Origin of the sequence: Thalassospira marina (genome assembly GCF_002844375.1) — a bacterium.
GTDB lineage: Bacteria > Pseudomonadota > Alphaproteobacteria > Rhodospirillales > Thalassospiraceae > Thalassospira > Thalassospira marina.
The window spans coordinates 286,594-308,530 of sequence record NZ_CP024199.1 but is presented as its reverse complement, the minus strand read 5'-3'; the positions used below and the strand labels follow the sequence as shown (position 1 = coordinate 308,530).

13 protein-coding genes, 1 pseudogene and 1 riboswitch are annotated in these 21,937 nt (G+C 51.6%); of the genes and pseudogenes, 2 read left to right on the top strand and 12 right to left on the bottom strand.

Annotated elements, in window-relative coordinates; all coding sequences use genetic code 11:
* Positions 1-159 precede the first annotated feature (159 nt).
* From CSC3H3_RS01295 to CSC3H3_RS24810, 7 genes and pseudogenes are all read right to left on the bottom strand, one after another.
* A complete protein-coding gene (locus CSC3H3_RS01295; RefSeq protein WP_101283200.1) occupies positions 160-993 on the bottom strand; it encodes a hypothetical protein in 834 nt (277 codons plus the stop codon).
* A 47-nt stretch (positions 994-1,040) separates the two neighbouring features.
* The gene (locus CSC3H3_RS01290) at positions 1,041-1,976 is read right to left on the bottom strand and encodes a hypothetical protein (protein ID WP_101283198.1); all 936 of its coding nucleotides are present in this window, start codon (positions 1,974-1,976) and stop codon (positions 1,041-1,043) included.
* Between the two features lie 147 nt (positions 1,977-2,123).
* Positions 2,124-3,226: pseudogene (gene tnpC / locus CSC3H3_RS24935) on the bottom strand (IS66 family transposase); the annotation flags it as partial.
* A gap of 270 nt (positions 3,227-3,496) precedes the next feature.
* The gene (locus CSC3H3_RS01270) at positions 3,497-6,901 is read right to left on the bottom strand and encodes an AAA family ATPase (protein ID WP_101283192.1); all 3,405 of its coding nucleotides are present in this window, start codon (positions 6,899-6,901) and stop codon (positions 3,497-3,499) included.
* Entirely contained in the window at positions 6,898-8,076 is a 1,179-nt protein-coding gene (locus CSC3H3_RS01265; RefSeq protein WP_101283190.1) for a metallophosphoesterase family protein, read from the bottom strand. Before CSC3H3_RS01265 ends, CSC3H3_RS01270 begins: the two co-directional genes overlap by 4 nt.
* 67 nt (positions 8,077-8,143) lie before the next feature.
* The gene (locus CSC3H3_RS01260) at positions 8,144-9,988 is read right to left on the bottom strand and encodes a UvrD-helicase domain-containing protein (RefSeq protein WP_101283188.1); all 1,845 of its coding nucleotides are present in this window, start codon (positions 9,986-9,988) and stop codon (positions 8,144-8,146) included.
* Positions 9,985-12,201 (bottom strand): AAA family ATPase, encoded by a 2,217-nt coding sequence (locus CSC3H3_RS24810; RefSeq protein ID WP_215907544.1) that lies wholly within the window; start codon positions 12,199-12,201, stop codon positions 9,985-9,987. The genes CSC3H3_RS01260 and CSC3H3_RS24810 overlap by 4 nt, the downstream gene beginning before the upstream one ends.
* Before the next feature lie 1,021 nt (positions 12,202-13,222).
* On the opposite strand from CSC3H3_RS24810, the gene CSC3H3_RS01250 reads away from it, so the two are divergent.
* A complete protein-coding gene (locus CSC3H3_RS01250) occupies positions 13,223-14,911 on the top strand; it encodes a recombinase family protein (RefSeq protein ID WP_101283186.1) in 1,689 nt (562 codons plus the stop codon).
* A 31-nt stretch (positions 14,912-14,942) separates the two neighbouring features.
* Here the strand turns inward: CSC3H3_RS01250 and CSC3H3_RS01245 are convergent, their stop codons facing one another.
* The 5 genes from CSC3H3_RS01245 to CSC3H3_RS24300 all read right to left on the bottom strand — a co-directional run bounded on the left by CSC3H3_RS01245 (position 14,943) and on the right by CSC3H3_RS24300 (position 19,529).
* The gene (locus CSC3H3_RS01245; protein WP_101283184.1) at positions 14,943-15,254 is read right to left on the bottom strand and encodes a type II toxin-antitoxin system RelE/ParE family toxin; all 312 of its coding nucleotides are present in this window, start codon (positions 15,252-15,254) and stop codon (positions 14,943-14,945) included.
* On the bottom strand, positions 15,251-15,502 hold the full coding sequence (locus CSC3H3_RS01240) for an antitoxin (RefSeq protein WP_101283182.1): 252 nt from the start codon (positions 15,500-15,502) through the stop codon (positions 15,251-15,253). Before CSC3H3_RS01240 ends, CSC3H3_RS01245 begins: the two co-directional genes overlap by 4 nt.
* Before the next feature lie 158 nt (positions 15,503-15,660).
* A complete protein-coding gene (locus CSC3H3_RS01235; RefSeq protein ID WP_101283180.1) occupies positions 15,661-16,257 on the bottom strand; it encodes a hypothetical protein in 597 nt (198 codons plus the stop codon).
* Positions 16,258-16,654: 397 nt separating this feature from the next.
* Complete coding sequence (locus CSC3H3_RS01230; RefSeq protein ID WP_157831793.1) at positions 16,655-18,850, bottom strand: TonB-dependent receptor; 2,196 nt, start codon at positions 18,848-18,850, stop codon at positions 16,655-16,657.
* A gap of 124 nt (positions 18,851-18,974) precedes the next feature.
* Positions 18,975-19,529 (bottom strand): hypothetical protein, encoded by a 555-nt coding sequence (locus CSC3H3_RS24300; RefSeq protein WP_157831792.1) that lies wholly within the window; start codon positions 19,527-19,529, stop codon positions 18,975-18,977.
* 394 nt (positions 19,530-19,923) lie between these two features.
* On the opposite strand from CSC3H3_RS24300, the gene CSC3H3_RS01220 reads away from it, so the two are divergent.
* Positions 19,924-20,754 (top strand): DJ-1/PfpI family protein, encoded by an 831-nt coding sequence (locus CSC3H3_RS01220; RefSeq protein ID WP_215907543.1) that lies wholly within the window; start codon positions 19,924-19,926, stop codon positions 20,752-20,754.
* 887 nt (positions 20,755-21,641) lie between these two features.
* Positions 21,642-21,855: riboswitch (cobalamin riboswitch) on the top strand.
* Positions 21,856-21,937 lie beyond the last annotated feature (82 nt).

The following is a 21,937-nucleotide window of genomic DNA, read 5'->3' as shown; positions in this document are numbered from 1 at the left end:
AATTGCCGGAATATCTGTCAATCTGCCAAAAAATTGCAGCGCACTTTCTGTTGGAGTTTGCTCCAGGCTTTAATCAACTGGTTCAGCACTTCTGTCGCCCGCGTAGTAGTTTCGCGCCAAAGCAACAAAAAAGTTAGCTCATTTTTTGGAAAATCCCAATCAGTCGTCAGAATCAATCCTCGAGTGGACCGCTTTGGCATAACCAGCAGGATATTCACACGCCATTGTAACAAATGCCTCATCGCCTTCGCTATGAACGGCAAGGAGATATTCAGGACCAAGTGGCTCATCAGAGTACAGATCGAACACTCTTTGCTCGCATAGGCATCCGAGGCTGCGCCCATAAGTCGCTACAACTGCTTCGGATGCCGAATAGGTTTGATCCGAGTACGTTAGGGGCATTGCAACTTCCAGCACTCGAGGACGACCGATACTCATCAGGAGTTCCTTAACATGGGAGCACTGCTGAGAAAAATATACAGACTCACCACCCCAACTGGCTAATAGAGGTGCGACACAACTATCCTTAATACTGATGGGATGAGATACCATCCAAAATTTATCTGAGCGCCCGTCAAACTCATCAGTCTGGAACGGACTATCCCAGAAGAGTAGTTCAACAATGTCTTGAGGAAGTAAGCCCTCTGCTACTTGCGCATTCAAGCGCTTCCGGAGCGTATTGATGGTGGAGAGAATAACTCCGTTTCTAGAAAGCACATCGACTTCTGTATCAGTCATACGTGTGTAGTGCCAAGCACGGATCAAACGTCTTTCCATTAGTAGCATGACATGTTCGGTAACTCTTATAAACTCCTCAGCATAAGGGTTCATTGGATGCGACATGGTATGATCGGACGTTTCTCGCTCAAGACGTTGTCGTCTTAATATTTGGAAGTATTTCCGAATAAGAATCGCGTGCGTATCCAGATCACCGAGCAATTCTTCATCAAAGGTATCAATGTCCCAGACATCGATAGGAGCACAATCATTCATTGCTTTTTTCAGTCACCTTGATTGGCGCTCCTATTTGATCTGGACGCTCAGAGGAACTTCTCAGCCAATGCACGTTTACCGCGGGGATCAAGGTGCGTAATTTTGTGATCAGCGGGATAGTAGAATCCAGTAACGTAGAGGTCGAATTTTCCGATCTCCACGCTCACCGAGATCTCTGCATTGTCGTCCCAGGTGTCCTTTAGCGACGCCTTGCACGTCTCGCCTCGCAGCTCGAAATCGAACGATGCTCTCTCTCGATCCCAGTTCATCACAGCGGTTCGGATGAGCGTCTCGCTGATTGCATTGCGCTTCTTCTGAGAGAGCATCTCAAGTGAAATCTCCTTGATCGGGCCAAACATACCGCTAGCGTTCATAGCCTCTAAGATCTTGCGCATGTGCACACCGGTATCCTGGTTCACGAAAAGTGACGATCGCGATCCGTGCGGAATACCAAGTATAAGCGAGCGGATATTCCACCAAGTCTCGGCCACCTCGGCGTCAGCGGCTTCGGCAGCTGAGAGCTGCACAAACCAGGCCAGGGCGTCCCTGCCTCTAATGGTACCATCTGCTTCCAACGTGATGTCGACGGCCACCACGACCACTGGATGGGCGTTGTCCGAGTAGAGCGGTTGCTCTAGCCGATAAGCGTCTAGCCCCTGCACCCGTCGCACCGCCTGTACGAGTCTATCGGCTCCGTCGTCAGAATACGGGCATGTCACAAAACCTCTTACGAATGCCCTTGTATGGTCTGCCTCGGCATATTCCGCCACTTGGGAGAGACTTCCGATATGCTCAGATCCACGTCGAGGCGGAGCCGTAAGGATCGGATGCCAATCCGGGTATACATCGACCGAATTGCCCAGTTCTTCAATCAGTCTCTCAACTACACGTCGACCTGCCTCAGGATCTTTAAGGTTATTCGTGAGATAGTTGAGCGCATCAGCGTTCTGTTGCGCAGCGACTGTAGGCGCACGGAATTCCATGACTTTCTCCTTTTACGTAAAATATATCTTTTACGTAAATAATATACTTTGCGTGGAAATAGAAAGCAATAGTTTCCCTCATACTCATCGTAAGCGTCCACGCACGGCTACCTTGACAGGCTTGAGATGGCTATTTCCGGGAGGTGATCAGTCTTGGAGGTCAATATTCAATGGAAGCAGATCATCGATCCGATTGACTGGATGATCAGCAATACCACCGAGCACGACAGCCTGATATTTACGCAAATCCAGGCCCTGCATCTTTGCCGTCTCAATCAGGCTGTAAATGGCAGCAGCCCGATCACCTCCTGCATCAGAACCGGCAAACAACCAGTTTTTTCGACCGATGGCCAATGGTCGTATCGCCCGTTCAGCGGCATTGTTGCTAATCTCGCATCTGCCTTCATAAGCATAGCAGATCAAAGCGTCCCACTAGGTCAGAGCATAACGCAACGCCACGGCCAGATCGCTTTTGCCCGGTATCCTGCGCAAGGAATGCTCGAAGCAGGTTTTTTGTTTCATCAAGTTGCCTCAAGCTGTGGGACTACGCACCACCAAACGGTCATCGGACGACTTGTTGATAATCTGCCGTTCGATGTCGAACAGGTGCCCGATATGGTCGAGTGCCTCCCTAGCCAGCTTTGATCCGGTTTTCTCTTACACATCATGGATCTTGCGCCGCACATGCGCCCAACAGGCCACCTCCCGGACAGGCTGATTGCCGGGGCCGTACAAGTTGTTGAACCCGGCATATCCGTCGGCATGCAGATGGCAGGTGAAGTCTTTTAAGACCGTCTGCGGATGCAGGCCCTTGCGATCAGGCGTATAGCGATAAAGGGCGGCTGGCGGTATGTTGCTGCCATGAGGCCGTTCATTGCGAAGATATATCCATAATCGGCCCTGCTTTGTTTTCCTCGACCGGGATCAAGCACCGGCACCGGTGTATTGTCGACATGAAGATATGATCCGGCCAGAACATGCCGTTCAATCGCATCGATCAGCGACAGCATCAGGCTTGAACATTTATCAACCCAGTTGGCCAGTAATGATCGACGCAGTTACATACCGTCGCGGGCATAAATACCGCTCTGGCGCTACAGGGGAAGTTGATCGACATATTTCGAGACCAGCACATGGGCAAGAAGATTGGCCGAGGGCCTGCCCCGTTCAACCGGCAGGGATGGCATGGGCCATTGCACCATGCTCTCGAAAGATCGGCTCGACAGGCTCGGGCGAACATGGCGGATCACGTTATTTCCTGAGCCGTTCGGAGACACCGCTCCCTCCTGCTCCTAAAATCCGGTCTTTCGCTCTCTCCCGCAAGGTAGCCGTGAGTAGACGTTTACGCTTCGTCAATGCAGCGCCTGAGTAGAAGAACATGGCGCTCAACAACAGCGAGAAAATCGCGGCAGCGCCTCCGACAATCGCCCAGGTCTTTGTCGACAACCAAAGCGGTCCATATTTTTGAAGAGCTGTTTCATTGTCACCAGACTTCAGGTGAAAGAGTGAACTGCGGGTTCCTATTGCGGCATCTCGACGATGGACACACCCGGAATGCTCTTGCGAGAAAGCTCCAAAAGGTGCGCATGGTGTGTGAAAATGATTGCCTGACCGCTCCGTCCGATCTCGGCACAGAGATTCAATGCGGCAGATGCGCGGGTATCGTCGAAGGTTTCCATAATATCGTCGAGAACCATGGGGAGGGGCCCCAGATCACGCGCGAAGCTGCGGTAACCGGCCAGACGCAGGGCAAAATATAATTGGCCCATGGTTCCGGTGGACATGTTTTCGACCTTCACGGAGTCGCCGCCGGGTTTGATACCGACCAGCTTTTCGCCCTCGGATTCACTCCAGACATCGACTTTTTCCCATTCCTTGGATGTTATGGTGACAAAAGATTCTTCCACGTCTTTCAGCATTGCGCTTCTTCGTTCGGCAGCCAGGCACTTCAAGGCACCGCGCGCAGCCAGTATCCCGAGCCTTGCGACAGCCGCCTGCCTTGCACCGTTTCGCAACTCTTCAAGGACCGTGGCCTGTTCGGTGATCAGATCGCTGTTGTCAGCGGCATGAAAAGCTTCCTCGTAAAGGCGTTCTTTTTCATTCATTTCTTTTAAAGCGGCATCTCGTGCCGTTTGCGCATCGTCAAGTTCTTGCTGCAGTTCCGCTACTCGCGTTACATCGGGCAATCGCGTCATCTCTTCGTCGAAGAGCGTACGATCCACGCTGTCGCGCGCCTGATTGCGGCTCGTGTCCGCACTGGCCCGATCTTCGCGCAACTCATCGCGCTCGGCAAGAATCCCCACGCGCTCCGTTGGTGAAAGACCTTCACCACCTTGCCCTTCAAACAGGTTTTCCAGCTGGCTTTGCGCTTCGTCGCGGGCAGCTATCGCACGCTTTCGGTCTGTGACCTCTTTGTCTAGAAGCTCAGCCTCTCGTTTTCTCACACGATCCGCTTCAGCCGCTTTGGTTACACGCGCACGAGCGCGATTAATCACGGGAAGGGGGTCGTATATCGGATTGAAAGTCTCCCCGAGGATCTCCGCCAATCGTGCGGCGCTCTTTGCCAGGGTGGTAACGGCCCGTTCGAGGGCTTCAACACGTCCCGCCAGGCTTTTGTGATTGCTGTGAAGCTGTTGCAGCGTGCGTAGCTGCGGCAGCACTGTCTTTACGCCGGTGGCCGAGCGATCAGGAAAAGGCAACGCGGAGGTCAGCGTTTCCAGTTGGTTCAAGGTTGCCTGATGATCTGTCTCAGCTTGGGTTTCGGCTTGTTCGTAGTCGGAAATGTTACTTTCCCCGCGACGCCAGTTCTCCCATGTCTTACGGACACTTTCCTGAAGTGTGAGAGCCTTGCCAACCCGCTCAGGAAGGTCACTTTCTTCACCTTGAATGGTGACTAAGCGGGCTGCGGCGAGCAGATCGTTAAAGGCTGCCTTTCTGCGCTTGGTGCGGTCTTCCAAGGCATTCTCCGCAATCGTGACATCTGTTGCGATCTCAGCCGCTGTCGTCAGGTCGTTCAGTCTCGCAGCAAACGCAGCCGGCCGCGTATCGGCGGGAAGGCCCAGGGTCGTCGCAAGTGACTCCGCCCGCTTCTTCAAGGCGTCGCGTTTCCCGGTCAGTGCTTCAAGCTTGTCTTTTACCGTATCACGTGCGGCTTTTGCAGTGCTTTCCTGTGCGCGCGAGTTTGCAAGCTGTTTTCGCGCCTCCGTTCCCATTAGATAACTCGTTCGGGCGCCATCATCAGCATACATGGCCTCCTCAAAACGCTCTGCCGTTTCGTCGGAGAGACTGCCACGATGGGATTGCCAAGCTGTATCACGCTGACGACGGGTTTCTTCCGTCGCTGCCGCGTCAATCGAATCCGGTGCGCTTTCGTCAGCTTCGCGTTTCGCGCGCGCAGCCTTGTATTCCGCTTCGCGACCTTCCAAATCTTCTGTGACGGAAGCGATGTTGGCAGTCAGGGTGTTCCATTCCCTGAGAATTTCATCGAGACTTTCACGGGCAGGCAGGCCGTTCTCGATAAGTGTCTGCCAGGAGGCAAGCAGACCCGACACTGCTTTGGCTAGCCGGGAGCGTTCCGATGCGAGGTTATGTTCAAGGCCTGACACGTCTGACACTTTCTGCCATGCGTTAAACGCGATCTGCAGGTGGGACAGGTCCTTCGGTTCGGCTGGAGCATCCCCCAGCTGATCGCGTGCGGTCTTCAACACGTTTGAAGCCGCTCGCAGCTCGCCCGCACTGGTCTGACAGGCCTGTGCCGCATCCGAGAGTGTCTCCAGTTCTTCGGTTGTCAGGACCAAGACCTCTGGAGGCTCGTCCCTTACCGCCAACGCTGTCAGAATCTGTTTTATCTGGCGTGCCGCGTCATCGCGCTCACCGATGCGCTTTTCCAGATCCGATCTGGCCGTGTCCGCTCGCGAGGTGAGAGAAGCTCCATCGATCCTGATTTGATCCAGCTCTTTGAGTTCTGCTTCGAGATGACCGGCAGCAGGGTCAGCCTCATTTTCTGAAATGACCGCTTCATGGCGTGCAATTCTGTCATCGGCGCTTGCGATACTCTCTGCTTTCTCCGACAGGGTTGCCACGAGTGTGGCGACTTGCCCATCCGTGCCCTTCTTCAAACTCGGACCTTCCAGAAAACCGGCAAGAGACTCTTCGATTTTCCGAATTTCTTCTGACTTGTCGTACCAGGTCTGCGCCGCAGCTCCCGCTGCCTGTCGTTTTCTGGCCCGAGTGAGGTGGGTATTCGCCTGTTCGAATGCCTTTTGCGCGATCTCTCTGTCTTTCCGAAGAGTACGCTCCCGATCCGGTGTGAGACGTTCCGTTCGCAGTGCCTGATTGATCTCTTTCAGGCGGTCTTTGCCGGTCTTGAGCGCTGTAGCGCGGCCGCTCTTTTTATGGAACTTATCGGCGCGGGCCGTCATGTCTTCCAATGTTGCCGCCATACTGGTCAGGCCCGACACACCTGCATGCAGCAGCTGACCCAGGTCACCTTTTGCCCCAGCAATCCGATCACCGCCTTTGCGGAGTCCTTCGTCATTGAGTGAGAACCTTTCGACATAACCCTCCATGGAAAGGCCGTGGAGCGCACTCGAGAGAATGGCTTCGTCGACCGGGCGGTCCTGATGATCAAGCAGGGAATGAGTGCGTTTGCCGTTGCGGCGAAGAACCGTCACGCCGTGCCCAGGGATATCCAGTTCCGCTCCGACCAGAAGGTCATTGCGTTCAAACCTGAAAGCGTACGGGTGGGTCCCCGCCTTCATACCGAAGAGAAGTTCCAGAAACCCGTTAAAGGCCGTGGATTTTCCCGATTCATTCGGTCCATAGATTACAGTGACATCAGGTTTGCCCTCAGTTGGTGCCGGGAATACGATCTCGGCGCCGTCGAAACGGCCATAGCGAATGAAATCAAGCCGGTTCAGTCTCATTTCGCGGCTCCTGAGTGCAGAGACAGCGTGACTTCAGTGATGGCCTCCTCTAAAAGGTCATCCAAGGCGTCTTCAGTTAATTCGCCGGCAATTTCACGGGGCAATGCGTTTCTGAGTTCTTCAAGGATCTCTTTGGTTGCCAGCTGAAAGCCCGGTGCCGTGAGTTCGGCCCGCATCAGGCGCACCAGGTCATCCGCCTTTGCGTCGACCTGATGTTTGGGGGCAACCACTTTGATTTTGTCGATAAACACGCGCTCGATGTTATCAAGCAATTCGTTCGCTAGGGCCGTTAGTGTCTCAGCAGTATGATGGCCTGTAGTCACCTGCAGGCGCACCGCTGTGTGGTGTTCGGAATGCTGCACCCCTTGGAGTGCAGACCGAAGCGCGCTCAACACCTCTTGCACATCTGAGGATTGGCTGAAATCCAGAACGCATTCGGTAAATCTCAGATGTCCGACGTGATGCTGTTCGATTTTGGGCGCGTCGTCATCAAGCTCGACAATCGCGACGGTGCCGCCAGTACGTTCCCCGAAATGGCGTGGCTGCGGGATACCCGGCATAACAGCGAGAACCGGGCCCGATATGCGCTCAAACGGGGCATGGATGTGGCCGAGGCACCAAAGGTCATAGCCATGCGCCAGCAGATCCTGCTCGGAACAGGGAGCATAGGGATCGTGACCTGGCAAGCCATCGAGCGACGTATGCATCAGTCCTACGTTTTTCTGTCCGGTCACCGGCAGGGGATAGTCGGGCAGGAAGCTCTTTGAGACATGTGCCGTGTCGAACGACAGCCCGTGGAACCATACGCCACCGATTTCGACACTCGGTTCATCCTTGTGCAGCAGATGAATGTTCGGGCCGAGGTCTCCGTAGGCACGGTGATCAAGAAGGGCATCGTGGTTGCCACGAATCAGTATTGTAGGAACACCCGCGTCAGCGGCGCGTGCCAACTGCGAGATGAGAAATGCCCTCGACTTCAGGTCCGGTTGGTCATTATCAAAGATGTCGCCAGCGAGAACCAGAACTTCGATATTTTCCGATATGGCTAGATCGACAATGCGGATGAACGTGTCCCTACTTGCCCGTTTCAGGTGATCGCCCAAATCCGGATTACGCATCGCGGCCGAGCGGATCGGCGAACCCAGATGAATGTCGGCTGAAACGAGAAGGCGCATAGATTTCAAATCTTCCTGAAAACGATCGATGCGAAAAAGTCAATCTGCATAAGGATCTGTCGGGTATCTATAAAATTGAAACCTGGCCGTCCTGGAACAGACCGCGCTCGACCAATTCTTTTTTGGCCGCTTCCGCGTTTCTCGAAAACATCAGGATCCTAAGGTTCACTTCCGCCCGTGAAAAACAGACATAAGCCAGTTTTTGAGTGAGTTCTTGCTGCCGGTCGGTTGGATTGCCCGCGACACTAGGGGTCAGAACTTTCGAAAAGCTGTAGGTATTCCAGGCTGCCTCGATATCGTCGATCATGACCAGCACGTTCTCATACTCTTCGCCTTTCGAGCCGTGCTGAGTACTGAAAGGAGAATTTTCATCCAGAAAATCGATGTATTTTTCGAGTTCGCCAGCCTTCAACTTAAAGAATTCATCTGCCAGCCAATCGCCTTTTTCCCTTTGGTGATCCTCATCGCCGGAGTCATAAGCTTCGCGGGGAGCGCGAGCCAACTGACCTGCAAGGCGGTCCGAAATTGGATAAAGCGCGTTCGCGCTACAGTATTCCAGAATTTCTTTGACCGTATTGCCTTCCCATTTTTCCGCCAAAGCAGCGGCGTGTTTTGAGGCTTCTTCGAGCATCTGTTTGAGGGTTTTTCTCTTGTTCGCTCCAGTGTCGTCAAAAGCAGGGCTTATTCTTCGGAGTGTTTCAATCAGCTTCTTAGGATCGTTGTTGCGGGATGCATCGACCAATGGAAAAATGCCGTCCACAAAGGGTTTGAGAAGATAGTGCGTGCCGTCTTCATAGTCGGATTGGGATCTGGACGACGAATAGTCACCTGTAAAGAGCCTGTGCAGGGTGACAAATCCGAGCCTCCGCGCAATCATTTGTCGCGCCAGAAAAAGGTGCTTCACGAGCACGTCATCGGTCCACCCCCATTTTCCAACGGCTTCGTCGAATTTCGCCGTCACTTCATCGAGTTGTTCGGCGGTGTATGTATTTCTAGAACCAGCAGGTTCAGGGGCCTGAGCGACTGTGATCAAAACGCTTCCTTCAACGTCGGCGTTTTCACCACCAGGAATTTGCTTCAGATCGGTTCTGAAGTTGTTGAGAAGATTGATCACGGAGGTCGAGCTACGAAAATTCTCTTCCTTCGAAATCTTTTCGGAGCCTTCAGGACCGGCAAAATCCCTGGCGCGCTTATCGTAAATCTGCTGCATCGGATCGCCGAAATATCCGACGATTGGTAATCCTTCACCCGTGCACACAGCATTGAGCGCCTCGACGACCTTCGGGAAGGTGTCTTGAGCTTCATCGACGAAGATGTAGGGGTATTTGAACCCGAGGCCTTTGCGCAAGAGCGGTTTGTTCGTGATCAGATAAGCCGCGACGTCAATAACATCATCATGATTCAGGACACATTTGGAATAGTCACTGATAACGGTTTCTTCGTAAGAAACAGATAGTTTTTGTTCGTTTAGCGCGGCAAGTTCGGCGGTCAGGCGTTCCAGATCTTTCCTGGCTTTTTGCGCTGCCTGCGAAGTCCCTCCATTATCTTTCTGGCTGGCCTTTTCCATATGCTTCGGAATGACCGCATCACGAAGGGCCTCCCGAATATCGCCCTGAAAACGAGCAATTTCTGCCCAAAGAAATCCGTGTAAGGTGGAGACGTAAAAGAGTTCATCGAAACCTAGACGAGATGAAATGACTCCAACGGCACGGTTTGTGTATGTGATACACACGACGCGCTGTCCGTTTTTCCGAAGCTCGTTTCCACGGGTCTTCTGAATTCCTTTCAGAGCTTCAACGAGCGATGTGGTTTTGCCTGACCCGGCGCCTGCGATAACCGAAAAAGAAACGTCCTTGGCGATGCACTCAGCAATTTTCTTATCGGCCTCAGTTGGCTTGAGTTTTGCCGTCATTCGCCGGCTCCCTGGTTTTGGGAGAGACGTGTCTCCAGCCATTTTAGGCCTTCGTCGATGTAGTGGGGGACATTCCAGTCCCATTTCTGTTCCGCATTCGCTTCTTCGTCCTCGCCTGCCGGTATTTCGAAGGCAAGGACATCCATGGCAAATTCGGTCTTTTTGAAAGTGTCGCTTTTGATACGTTTCCAAACGACCTCCTGCAATTCGGCTGGATCTGCAGGCAACTCGACGCCTATGCTGAGACCTTTCGCATGAAAATGATCAAGGTTTTCGTAGACAAAGGCTTCTTCAAGGGTTCTACCATGGAAGGTATGGGGATTGCCCTCGCGGTCTATCACTACAGGCTTCTGGAAGGCGACGAAACGCATTCCCTCGGCTTGCAGGCAATCGTCGAAGGTTTTGCCGGAGAGTGCGGCGACTCCAGTCTCTCCAAAGAAATATCCCAGAGTCGCATTCGACGAAACGGCTCCCGGATGGGTGGCGACGCAATTCGCCCGGTTTCTCACGGGATCAACGGAGTCGATGTCGGTGATGACCAAATAGGGAATTTCGAGGAATTCGAGCAATCCGGCAAAGCGCATCCCATAAGCTCCACCTACCTCCAGAATTGTCAAATACTTCTTGTTCAGTTCCTGCGCCGATATGTCGATCATGCGCGGCAAAAGCAGTTTTTCAGCAGCCCCCTCAACGAGTATGGCAGCATCGGAGAAGAACAGGTCGCAATGCGTAAGTCTCAGATATTTTTTGAGAAAAGAAAGTGCTTCCTCTGGCTCAATCACATTCTCTGGCTCAATCACATCCTCTGGCTCAATCACATCCTCTGGCTCAATCACATCCTCTGGCTCAATCACATCCTCTGGCTCAATCACATCCTCTGGCTCAATCACATCCTCTGGCTCAATCACATCGCCGCCCAATTTGAGTGGTTCAGGTTGAAATTGTCGAAGGCTGTGCACGGTCGTTCCCTGATAGGTCACCCCCTCCTGTTCACCGTTGATCCGGCACCGGCGGAAGTAGCGGATTTTTGAGAAATCGACTGTGTCTAAGATGTGCGACGAATGGGTCGTGATTGTGAGCTGGGGCTTGCTTTCGCCTTCTGGTGCGTCGGCGGTGAGCACGTCCCACATCTGGCGAATGAATGTTTGTTGAACCTGAGCGTGCAAATGCACTTCCGGTTCTTCGATAAAGATCATCTGGCACAGCGGACGGTTGTCTTCGGTCGCGAGCCATTGCCGATAAAAATGATCGACCTGAATGGCCATGAACACCAGGTTCTTGAAACCCAGTCCGTTATAAGCCTCGGGAAGCTCATGGCTGGTGCTGGCATCGACGTAGAAGAGTTCGGTGTTTCCGCGTAACGCAACCTCCGAACTGAGTGTCGAAACGACCTTCATCGCGCGGTCGTTGTCGGAGGGAAGGCCAAGTCCTCCGATCATCGCCATCAGGGGTCTGAAGCGTTCGTCATAGTGCCTGGTCAGATTTTCATTATTCTGTTCAATGATCGCGATAGCTTCTTCGGCCAGTTCCGCCTGCTCCAGGTTTCTCCGGTAATACGTCGCAAAGGCGTCTGACAGCCTGTTGCTCCTCGCGGCATTCTCGTCGTCAATATTCCGCTGGGCATCAACGAAATCGACGCGCAGCAGAGAATTGAGAATTTTCTTGCCTTCTTGCGCGGAAAGTGGCGTCGCCACGAGTTCTTGTTCGAGCTTTTCCAGCGAAGACACCTTGATGCCGAAATACTTTTTCAAATTGCCTTCCATTCCAAGGAAGAAGCTCAAGGGGCGCTTGCGGGTGCCATCGTCCTTTGGCGGGAAAGCCGCATCGTAATGCTTCCAGAGTTCTGCTGCGTCATCCACGGCGAACGCGCAGCGCATCCCGATTTCCGAGAAATCAGAGGAAAGGCTCGTTACCAAGGCAAAGACCCGACCGAACGCAATTGATTCCGGATCGATGTGAAACCAGAGATCAAGTTCTATTTGGGGTAGGTTGGTTTCGTTTCCTTGTGCGTATGCGTCGATTAAGGCAATTGCAAGAATAGAGAAGTCATGAATCCTGAATTCCCGGTTCCCGAGAAAGCTGCGAATGGCAGCCGTCGCAGAAGTTTTGCCGCTGTTGTTCGGGCCAACAAAAACAGTTTCCTTGCTTTCGAAATCAACGGACACATCATTTAGACGCCGAAAGTTTCGAATGGATATACTAGCTAGACGCATCCAATCCCCCATAAGTTGCGAACATGATAGCAATCATTGATTGTGTTCGGGAAGGTAAATTCGTCGCCGGTTGACACAACACTGATGCTCGCAAAGGCGTGCATATCACCAAGCAGAGAAAAGCAAGGCAACGGTGTCACCCATCCAAACCCACCTCATGAGGCGGGGCTTGTCTACCGGGAAAGGGGCAGTTCAGTCTAGAAAAGACCGGGCTATTCAGAACGATAAAGGTCTGCAACCTATGGGCCAACCCTGATAATCGATCAACTCGCCTTTAGCACTGAACCGCAGAGTGTTAAAAGAGGCAATAGTTTATGGGTATTTTCAAGTTTTGTGGAAATAGTTGCCGCGCTCCTAACCTTCTCATTGAAATAGATGCGTTGGAACTTTAGGAGAGCCTCCTAAGATCGTTGTTATAATGCACGGGAACTGAGCGCAAATACTACTCAGCACCCCCTTCAACCTTATAACCTGATTATACAAAACTCAGGACAATACAATCCGATCAAATTACCAATATTCTTTGGAGTAATTTACAAAACCCGCCCCAGTTCGGTTAATTCTTCATAATTAAGGAATGAGTTACACAGGCAACATGGCAAATCGACCATTAAAGAAATGCTTATTCAAACTAGAATTGACCTAGCAATAAACTAACTCATCAACGTCTTTGATCTGTACTTCGTTGAGAGGCCGATCCGAATACATCCTACCAATCAACATCGGACAATCATCTGCACAACCTTAACACTGTTTTCGTTGAGCATGGCACCGCCATGCGAATAAGCAGGATGCCCATTTGGGCTGTGTGGTGGGCCCACCACACCTATCCTGCCAGACCAACGACAGGGTAGGGTTGTGCAACCTCGTGCAACGTTATGCAAACTCCCGCATTCTCGTGCAATCTTCTGCAATCTTCTGCAATCTTCTGCAATCTTCTGCAAATAGTTGAAATGTATAGATTACATGGCGGGTTTCCGCCAAAAACCTATCCGTTTTGCAGGTTGCACCATGGCATCCCATGTGGATGATTGGCGGCCTATCACTCCCTCCTCAGATTACCTTTAAGAGCAATAGGCCGAATTACGTGAGAGTTGCCATTTATGCCCGTCATTCGACGGATCGCCAGGCCACCAGCAGCCATGACCAGATTTCAAGATGCGAAGCCTATTGCGTGGCAAAGAACTACCAGATCACCGATATTTACCACGATGAAGCCTTTTCCGGTGCCATGATGGAAAACCGGCCCGGTATTGCCAGCCTGCTGATGGCGGCGTTCGATAACCGGTTTGACCGTATCATTTGCGAAGACCTTTCGCGCATCAGCCGGGATCAGGCAGACACGGCCAATTTCTTTAAAAAGATGATGTTTGTCGGCATTGAAGTCGAAACCATCAGTGAAGGCGTGATCAACGAGTTGCATATCGGCCTTAAAGGCACGATGAATGCCCTTTACCTCAAGGATCTATCAGACAAAACCCACCGTGGAATGGTCGCAGCTGTATTGCGCGGCAGCGTGCCAGGCGGGCGCACATACGGATATGAGATCGTACGAGGCCTGGACGAAAATGGCGGTGTTTTACACGGCAAACGAAAAATCGTTCCAGCTGAAGCGGAAACCATCCGCAAGATATTTACGATGTATCAAAGCGGTGAAAAGCTGCGCCACATCTGCAATGCGCTGGATCGTATGGGCATTGCGGCCCCCTCAGGCGGCAAATGGGCGCCGACGACACTGGTCGGAACAAGGGTGCGAAAAACCGGCCTGTTGCGCAATACTCTGTATCGCGGCATCGTTACTTTCAACCGCATGCAATATCGCAAGAACCCGGAGACCGGAAAAAAGCTCTCGGTGATGCGCCCTGAAAGCGAGTGGATCCGCGTACCAATCCCGGAACTGCAACTTATCGATGATGCAACGTTCGATGCCGTACAGGCCATGCTTGACGAACGTTCCAGTAAAGCAGCCGAATATCGGGAAACTGCCAAACTCCGTGATCCGGTCGAAACCGAGGCGATGGCCAAATCACGCATTCGAGACTGGCGGGAACGACAGATCAAGACCGCTGGCAAAGTTTCCGCGCTATTCGCAGGCCGGCTCAAATGTGCTCATCATAACGTTCGCATGGGCGCACATTGGGCTGACCGCTATTCATGCAAGTACCATCAATGCGCCAATCGTGCTGTTCGCTATGCAGAGCTGATAGAGGCGGTTATTACCGCCGCCCTGCGGCTTAAGCCGGATGACATAAGAGCTTTCTATGATAGCGATGCGATGGAGCGCAAACGTCAACGCCATCAGACCCATCTCGAAAAGTCGCACCAAAAACTGGAAGAATTGCGGAACCGGGCGGAGCATGCACTCAGCACCTTTGGCCTTGGCAGCGACACAAAGGAACTTAAAGCCTGGTTCGAGGATAATACCGAACAAATGCGCCTTACCCGCCTTGACATTGAGCGGGAAAAACGTGCACTGGCAGACCTCTTAGCACCAACCAATATTCGTGAAATCCATTCACGCTTTGTCAAAACCATCAACAAGCTGATGATATGGAGCCGCGACCCGAAGGCCGTCACGCAATTGCGCCATACCATGAAAAGCTACGCCATCACTGCCCATTGGGATCCGGACGGCAAACGCTGGTATCGAACGTGCGAGATTGAATACGACTTTCCAGCGATGGTCCGCATTTTAGGCCAGAGAAAGTGAACCGGCAAAATTTTGCCGGTTCGAAAATCACCTAACTTTTTGGACTGATCCTGTCAGCCAGCCGGGTCATGAGGTCCATACGTTCATGAAAAATCGCAATAATCAACGCAGGTGCATTTTCGCGTGGCAGGCAAAAAACATAGTGGCGCTCACAATGTCCAACTCTAAGCCCGGGAAAGATTTCGCTCATCTCCCTGAACGGTCCTAACCCAATAGCCAGTTTGGAAATTCCCTGCTCCAACCGCGCAATATATCGGCGAACCTGCACAGCCCCCCATTCCTTGGCCGTATAGCGAATGATACCACGCAAATCAGCTTCAGCCGTCAGAATATAATTGATCAACCGCGTTTCCCGGCCAGTTCTTCATCGACAATCTCATCGATACTTTTCGCAGTCACCTTCCCTGCAAGCCCGTCGTTTATACGATTTTCCAGAAGCGACTTCAGGTCATGCCATGCCTTATCAGTGTCGGCATGATCAGGAAACAAGCGCTCCAGTGCATACTGTTTGATGGTCTTTCCCTGCAACGCGGCCATAGCCTTCAGACTTTGGTGCTGCTGGTCGGTTATGTCGATTGTAAGGCGGCTCATAAGGGTAACTCCACGAAATCACACAAACCCACATTAATACATTTGTGGACAAAATACCATTCGCTCACCGTGCGCGACGGGAATGGCAATCCTCCGTGGTATTGGACGGACTACCAACCCGCGCTGCAGAACGCCGACTTTAACCAACATTCCAAGCGTTAAAACTTGAATCCGATTTGCCCGGTATTGTCGACCTCCGTAAGAACTCCTTGAAAATCACTGCAGGAAACCTGAATAAAATCAGGAATCCGATCCAGTCGGCTATGACGATATTCCGGTTTAATATTCTTCATGTTGTTGGCTTTTGCATATTGGCAAAAGACAATGCCTGCGGCCTCTTTAACGCTAAAAGGTGGCCATTCCGCGTAAAAATGCGACCGAAAACCCGTCTCGGAAATAAACGGCAGATCAAGATCAATGGCATTAAATTCAAATCGGCTGCACATATCGAGCGGACAGATAAAATTAACCAGTACACGGGCATAGTCCGTTTCCAGCACAAACAAACCGTTCTGACCCCAATGCGGAACATCGCCGTCTTTCGCTGTAAGTGCCGCTGTGATCACCGCTCCTGCCCCGGCTGGCGCAAAGGTGCCAAATTCGCCTGCTTCACCATTGGCTGAAGCAAGCAGTCCCCGAAAGCCCTGTGCTGCCTTTTGCGCGGCATCACTCTTGTTTGCCCTGACAGCCGTATCAAATTCACCGGCAATCTGCTTGGCGGTGTAAATATCGCGCTCTGTTACCTTGTGCATCATCGTAATCCCTTCTCTGACGGACACCAAAAGGACCGGCCTGGCCGGTTCAACTTCTTCCCGTCGTCAAAAAAGGGTGAATGCCGTCAAGCTGAATATGGGATGTTCAGGCCGTTAAGGCCTGAACCGGGACCCTGATTCTGCTTTACGGCAGAGGGCAAAGCCCTGACTTGGCCCTGGAAGCGGCGACAACATCTTTGCGCTGCTGTTAAAACAACCAAAAGCTAAGCCGTTACTGCGGATTGAAAGACAAACGCCAAGCGAAGGCATCATATCTTAGAGCTATAATCCGACCTTCCAATGATCGTACCCTTTGTGACTCAAAAGACGTGAACCGGTAAAATTTTACCGGTTCAAACATAGTGGCCTTCGAAAGCTGATCTCTGATATTTGGAGGCACTTAGAAATCAAACGATGTCGAAACCAGAAATGTCCGGGGCGCTCCACGTGAGATGCCTGAGACCTGGCCACTTGACGCCGATGCCCAGTAATCAAGCCCCAACACATTTTCAATGCTCAGGCGCACAACGATGGGGTTACTGTCGGGTCGGTCGATGGTGTATCTGGCACCTACATCCAAACGGGTCCAATCGGGCAGCTTTTGGGTATTTGATGCATCAGCATATTGTTCACCAGTGTGGATCACACGCCCGGAAACGGTAAATCCCGGTACGGCGCTGATATCCTGTTCCAAGCCAACAACACTTTGCCAGTCGGGCACACCAACAGGGCGGTTACCATCAAGCGTACCGCCTGCTGAACCGCTGACATCGGCATCATACACCGTTATGCCACCAATGGCGCGCAGGCCTTCTTTCAATTCACCCTGAATATTCAGCTCGACACCACGATTTTCCTGTTCGCCATCGACAGCATAAACATTCGACACAGGATCGGTCACGCCACTTGGCTGGCGAATGTTAAAATAGGCCAATTGCCCGCCCCAGCTGCCCGCATCGTATTTCACGCCAACCTCCACCTGGCGCGATACCACTGGCGCAAAAACATCACCCTGGTTAACGGTTCCTGCCGGTGCAGTCGGTCCCTGTTGAAGAGATTCAACATAATTTCCGTAAATGGAAATATCCGGACGCAGATGCCATGTAACACCAGCCGCCGGGGTCAAACGGGTTTCATCATAACTCGATTTTTGATTACCTGTGGCTGCATCATATCCTTGGGCTTTAATCCGCTGCGAGCGGCCTCCCAGCGTCAATTGTACCTGATCATCAGCAAAGCCGAGTGTATCGGCAGCTATCAGGCTGCTAAACCGGGTTTTGGATGTAGTGCCAAACTCGTCAAGCGTCAGTTCAGAACCCGCCGCCGGCCCGGGGAATGCGACCGGATCGTATATATTTGAAACCCCACCCACACCAAGATCGGCAAAACCCGATTTCAGATCCAGGTCCCATAGCGATGCCGCAAGTACCGTTTCATGGTGCACCGGACCTGTCGAAAAATTGTTTTTGACTCCTGTTTCGGCATAACGATGCTGGCCACCGGATGGAAAACTGTTTCCACCAACAGTAAAATCCCCATTTGATTGCAAAGACGATGGATTGGCGATGGTCCCCTCTGTCGCAGTATGAGCATAACCCAGTTTAAAATAGCCCGTTGTTACCTTTGAAAAATCGTATTCGCCACGCAGCGTGGTAAAATAATCCTCGGTGTCAAAACCAGCCCAATCCTGAGAAAGATTAATTTTTCCGTCGGGCGCATCTGGAACGCGGGCTCCCGGTGCAAGACGAAAAGCCCAATCCGTATTCTCGGTGTGGTTTTTCTGATAGCCGAGATCGGCAAAAAGACGCAGCCTGTCGCCTTGGTAATCCAGCCCCAACACGGCAGATCCAAGTCGTTCGTTATAATCATCAACGGCCAGATCACCATCCCGGAAAGTCAGATTGGTTCGCGCACCAAATTGACCCTCTGAACCAAAACGTCGCCCCAAATCCACACTGGCTGAAGGCTGGGCATCCGAACTGTAGCCAAGCGTCATCCGATGCGTTGGATCGTCCTCAGCATATTTGGGAACGACATTGATGCTTCCCCCAACAGCACTGCCAACGACAGCACCATTAAGAAAGGTATCTGGCCCTTTGAGCACTTCGAAACGATCATAATTTTGCGGTAATACCCGCTGTTTGGGAACCATCCCCGGCATGCCGTCCAAAAGGATGTTGTAGGTAAAATAGCTAAATCCGCGGATATAAAAAACGTCACGATAGCTGCTGCGCGGAAAGGTTTGCGAAACAGAAGAATCATTTATCATCACGTCGCTTAGTGCGCGCGCCTGTTGGTCTTCCGCCAGTTGAGACGTAAATGCCCTGGTGCTAAACGGTGAATCCATATCACTGCGATTGCCCAGGATGCCAAGGCCCGCACCTGCAGCAACCTGCCCGCCTGGATATACAGGTGTCAGTTTTGTGTTTGGTTTATCTGCATTGATGACAATGGGGGCGAGTTCGATATCATTATTCTGGGCTACGGCTCGGTTGGAAATACAAAAAGTTAATGCTGTTCCCAGCCACAAAACGGCCGTAACGACAGGACGCAACTGTCTGGTCCGACAATCTGCCATTTGAAAATTTCTTTCCATGATGATCACTATCCCAAACGGCAGGGTTCACAAGTACCACGTGCGGTACACTCGGGAAAATCTGCAACAGGGACGTTGGTGAGAGTGAATGCATACGGTGTCATGAGCCTGACACCGGGAATATTTATGCTGACATCACACGAAAAGGTGGGGACCGCCCAACAGGCCCAAAAATCGACTGGGAAATCGTCTGGCTGATAGCAACCAGGAAGTCCGGCAACCGCATCCATAGGAAAACCGGGGCATCGAAAAGCGGAACATTTGCATCGATGGCTGCATGGTGAAGGAGCGACCAGCTACAAACGGCACTGGCCGGCGGAATATGTGACTTTTTATTTTTCGGATAAGACGTTTCTGTGGTGCTGGAAACAAACCTGACCGGACCGTGACCAGAACAAATAACGATCTCAATCCCGCCGCTTTTCTTGAAAATCGGCATCGTGCCCGCAGCATTAAATGCAGAAACGAGAACACACAAGATCAATAAAAGACGAAAGAAAACACTTGAAGATTCAGTTCGGGCAAAGCAAGCGGCTCTGTAATCGGCCTGTCGATCCTGGCAATTCATGAGCGTGTGATTACCGATTTTATCGTCCGCGATAATATCAAATCGCACCTCAACCAATACCTGCCGATGATCTCCTGAGAATGGCGTTGCACCATATCCGAACGCGACCATCTCACATTTACAGGATCGCGGAATTGATAAACATCAGTTCCATCACATATCCCGAAAAACATACGCCCTGAATACCACTCCACCGTTGCACCCCCGCCCTGTGTCGGTTTGTCGTCCTTAACCATAGTGGAGTAGACAATCAGGGAAGTGTTTTATTCCACTTCTGTTGAGATTTTTTTTCCTGGCAGGCAAATGAAACAAAGATGTTCGCTCTCGCGATTCCTCAATCAACAAGCACATCACATTAACTTGAGAGCGCTTAACAAATATTTTTGGGAATAATTGAGCTTCCACCTTGTCCATCTTTAACAGTTAACGGAAATACCCAAACAAACTTCATAAATCGCGGCTTTTAATTCGATGTCAAACGCGCGACCATATCGGGAGAAGATAAATGGATGAAATGCTCAATCGCAGAAGTTTCCTGTCCTTTGCAACTGCAGGAGCTGCTGCGGCTACATTACCTGTGGCATTATCCGGCATGGCCCATGCTGAAGATAAAACCCGACCAGCACCCCATATGATGCCAATTCCTGCTGATGCGCCAAACGTGGCAATATTGATCCATCCAGGCATGGTCGCACTTGATTTGGTTGGCCCGCTCACCGTTCTGACAATTCTACGCTGCCGAATATTCCTGGTTTGGAAAGATAAGTCACCGATTGCGACCGAACTTGGTTTTTCGGTTCCCCCCACACACACCTTTAATGAATGTCCTAACGACCTTGATGTATTGCTCGTTCCCGGTGGTACGATAGGAACCATCGCCTATATGAATGACCCGGTAGTTATTGATTTCCTAGCTGACAGAGGATCTCGCGCGAAATGGGTTAGTGCATTTTGCACCGGCTCCATCACACTGGCCGCATCTGGATTGTTAAATGGTTACGATGCCACAGGTTACTGGGCACTGACCCGTTTTCTCCCTCTGATGGGCGCAAGACATGTTGACCAACGTGTCGTCGTTGACCGTAATCGTATTACCGCAGGTGGCACGACAGCAGGCATTGATTGCGCCCTTGTCATTGCCACCAAACTCAAGGATGAGGAAGCTGCACGACGAGTTGCATTAATTCTTGAATATTCGCCCCAGCCCCCTTTTCACAACGGCACCCCCGCAGAAGCCGGGCCTGAACGCACCCAAAAAGCACTAGAACATCGCAAAGGCCGCGATGCAGAAGTTGAAAGAGAAGCAATGCTCGCAGGACAACGCCTAGGAATATAAGGAGTATCGGCCATTACGGCCGCTTTGATTAAACGATCCGGAATACTCCATCACAACCCTCATGATGAATTTCCCTTAGGTATTGAAAGCGCGCACTCCCAGCCCAGCGCAAACAGAGCTCCCCCAACCTGCGACGCCTGACAGTTTTTCCCAATGGGCAAAAGCAACGCTTTAGCGGGCGATACAAACTCTTACTGTCAAAAACGACACTATTGTCTAACCGTTACAACCGAAGCGCGTGATCAGCTAAAAAGCAAATAGAACTGTGCCGGATAGGTAAGACTGTCCGGCTATTTTCATTCCAGCAAAAACTATTGCTCAGAAATACCAATCTTCGTTGATTGATTACACCGTCCGATTGTTGCCAATAGCCACCTGAGTGATTATTTTCCCGGAGCCATTCTGGAACCAGGCTAAATGAACAACGACGCCACAAGATTAACAGCACAGACCAAGTTAACAGCAGCGGCTCGTTCTCCATTGCAATGGATAATGCTGTGCCTGGCGCTTCTCGGCCTGACCATTGTTGGCGGAAGTCTGGCAACGTCAACGACAGGCATAACTCCTGAAACATTCAGGCCCGCATGCACCAACAACCAGAACATACGGGTTTCCTGAAAAACAGGGTGTTCTCCCCGCTGGTGGTGACTATTACGTACTGACTTCCCGACACGCCGCAAGAAAAAAGCATCCGCCATTCAGCGATCCGTCGTTCAATGCTGGCTACTCACGACCGCTCTTATCAAACAACCTCGAACATTGAGTCATCGCCGGACCGATATTAATGACATCATGACCCCAAATGTTTCGGGGATTCCCGCAAATTGCAGACAACCGTCTGCATCTGTCAATAAGACATATATATTGACGAAAAAACCAATATGAACGCAATATATAGACATCACGGTCCTTCGATATTCTCGAAGGCTAAGAGGGAATACGGTGAGCCACAGTCCCTGTGGCAATGCCGAAGCTGCCCCCGCAACTGTAAGCGGCGAGTTTGCATCCTTTTATGTCACTGAAACAAATTTCGTTTCGGGAAGGCTGGATGCAAGCGCCATAACCGCAAGCCAGGAGACCTGCCGTGATGGAATTTATCGTTCACGGGCGGGGTGTCCCAGTGGAGCGCTTGTAACTGGCAATTCATGCCAATATTGCTGCATGCGTCCGCGTGGCCTTTGCC

Coding starts and splice junctions, on each gene's coding strand:
- CSC3H3_RS01250 (WP_101283186.1), top strand. CDS start 13,223: ATGTGGATGATTGGCGGCCTATCACTCCCTCCTCAGATTACCTTTAAG.
- CSC3H3_RS01270 (WP_101283192.1), bottom strand. CDS start 6,901: ATGAGACTGAACCGGCTTGATTTCATTCGCTATGGCCGTTTCGACGGC.
- CSC3H3_RS24810 (WP_215907544.1), bottom strand. CDS start 12,201: ATGCGTCTAGCTAGTATATCCATTCGAAACTTTCGGCGTCTAAATGAT.
- CSC3H3_RS01235 (WP_101283180.1), bottom strand. CDS start 16,257: ATGATGCACAAGGTAACAGAGCGCGATATTTACACCGCCAAGCAGATT.
- CSC3H3_RS24300 (WP_157831792.1), bottom strand. CDS start 19,529: ATGGTCGCGTTCGGATATGGTGCAACGCCATTCTCAGGAGATCATCGG.
- CSC3H3_RS01230 (WP_157831793.1), bottom strand. CDS start 18,850: ATGGAAAGAAATTTTCAAATGGCAGATTGTCGGACCAGACAGTTGCGT.
- CSC3H3_RS01260 (WP_101283188.1), bottom strand. CDS start 9,988: ATGACGGCAAAACTCAAGCCAACTGAGGCCGATAAGAAAATTGCTGAG.
- CSC3H3_RS01290 (WP_101283198.1), bottom strand. CDS start 1,976: ATGGAATTCCGTGCGCCTACAGTCGCTGCGCAACAGAACGCTGATGCG.
- CSC3H3_RS01220 (WP_215907543.1), top strand. CDS start 19,924: ATGGATGAAATGCTCAATCGCAGAAGTTTCCTGTCCTTTGCAACTGCA.
- CSC3H3_RS01240 (WP_101283182.1), bottom strand. CDS start 15,502: ATGAGCCGCCTTACAATCGACATAACCGACCAGCAGCACCAAAGTCTG.
- CSC3H3_RS01295 (WP_101283200.1), bottom strand. CDS start 993: ATGAATGATTGTGCTCCTATCGATGTCTGGGACATTGATACCTTTGAT.
- CSC3H3_RS01265 (WP_101283190.1), bottom strand. CDS start 8,076: ATGCGCCTTCTCGTTTCAGCCGACATTCATCTGGGTTCGCCGATCCGC.